This window comes from Dietzia sp. HMSC21D01 (assembly GCF_001815995.1).
In the GTDB taxonomy this organism is placed as follows: Bacteria; Actinomycetota; Actinomycetes; order Mycobacteriales; family Mycobacteriaceae; genus Dietzia; species Dietzia cinnamea.
The window spans coordinates 1-1,256 of the sequence record NZ_KV823993.1; the positions used below are offsets into that span (position 1 = coordinate 1).

Consider the following 1,256-nt stretch of genomic DNA (forward strand, 5'->3'; position numbering starts at 1 on the left):
CCTTCAAAGGTGCCCCAACGTCAGCCGCACCGGTGAACCTCGGCGATCTGGTGGCCCAGAAGGACGCACTCATCGAGCGCCTGCGTGATGCGAAGTACGCCGATGTGGCCGCTGCCTACGGCTTCCAGGTCCGCCCAGGCCAGGCCAGCTTCCTGGACGGGGACACCCTGGCCGTCGACGGCCAGGCGCTGCGGGCCCGGGCCTATCTGGTCGCCACCGGTGCCACCCCCGCCATCCCGGAGGTGGTCGGTCTCGACTCTGTGGACCGGCTGACGTCCACCACCGCGATGCAGCTGACCGAGCTGCCTGAGTCCCTGGTCGTTATCGGTGGCGGGTACGTCGGGATGGAGCAGGCCCAGCTGTTCGCTCACCTCGGCACCCGGGTCTCTGTGGTCGGGCGTCTGGCGCCGCACGCCGAGCCGGAGCTGGCCCAGAGACTTCGGGAAGTCTTCACCGACGACGGCATCACCGTGGTCGAAGAGCGCGCGACCACTGTGGCCCGCGAACCAGGCCCCGCAGGAGAGGTGGTGGTGACCACGGACTCGGGCGCACAGGTGCGCGGCGCGCAGGTCCTGGTGGCCACCGGACGCCTGCCCCGCACCGACGGCCTGAACCTGGCCGCTGCCGGTGTGGACGTGGACGAGCGCGGCTTCGTCGTGGTCGACCAGACCCAGCGCACCTCCAACCCGCGCGTCTGGGCCGCCGGTGACGTCTCGGGGGCTCCCCAGTACGTCTACGCCGCCGCCGCCGGCGGTCGGGCCGCCGCGCTCAACGCCCTGACCGAGGACAGGTACCCGCCGGCAGCTCGGGTCGACTACGCCGGCTTTCCTGCGGTCGTGTTCACCCGGCCCCAGCTGGCCTCGGCGGGGTTGACCGAGGACGAGGCCCTCACCCGAGGGCACGCGTGCGACTGCCGCGTCCTGGACCTGTCCGATGTCCCCCGGGCGCTCGTCCAGCACGACACCCGCGGGGCGGTGAAGCTCGTCGCCGACGCCGTGAGCGGCAAGGTTCTGGGCGTGCACGCTCTGGCGGACGGGGCCGGGGAGATCATGCTGGCGGCCACCTACGCCATCAAAAGCGGCATGACCGTCGACGATCTGGCCGACACCTGGGCGCCGTACCTGACCATGAGCGAAAGCCTGCGCATCGTGGCCGGCCTCTTCCGAAACCAGATGCCGACGTCATGCTGCGCCTGAAACCCGCGGCCCCAGCGGGGTGGACGAGGGCTCCCGCGGCGGCCCGCCTGGCGCCGTGAA

At 71.7% G+C, this 1,256-nt stretch carries 1 protein-coding gene; it reads left to right on the plus strand.

The window, feature by feature from the left end; translation table 11 throughout:
- A partial coding sequence (locus HMPREF3086_RS12060) for an FAD-dependent oxidoreductase (protein WP_070722074.1) occupies positions 1–1,196 on the plus strand: 1,196 nt, incomplete at its 5' end.
- Positions 1,197–1,256 lie beyond the last annotated feature (60 nt).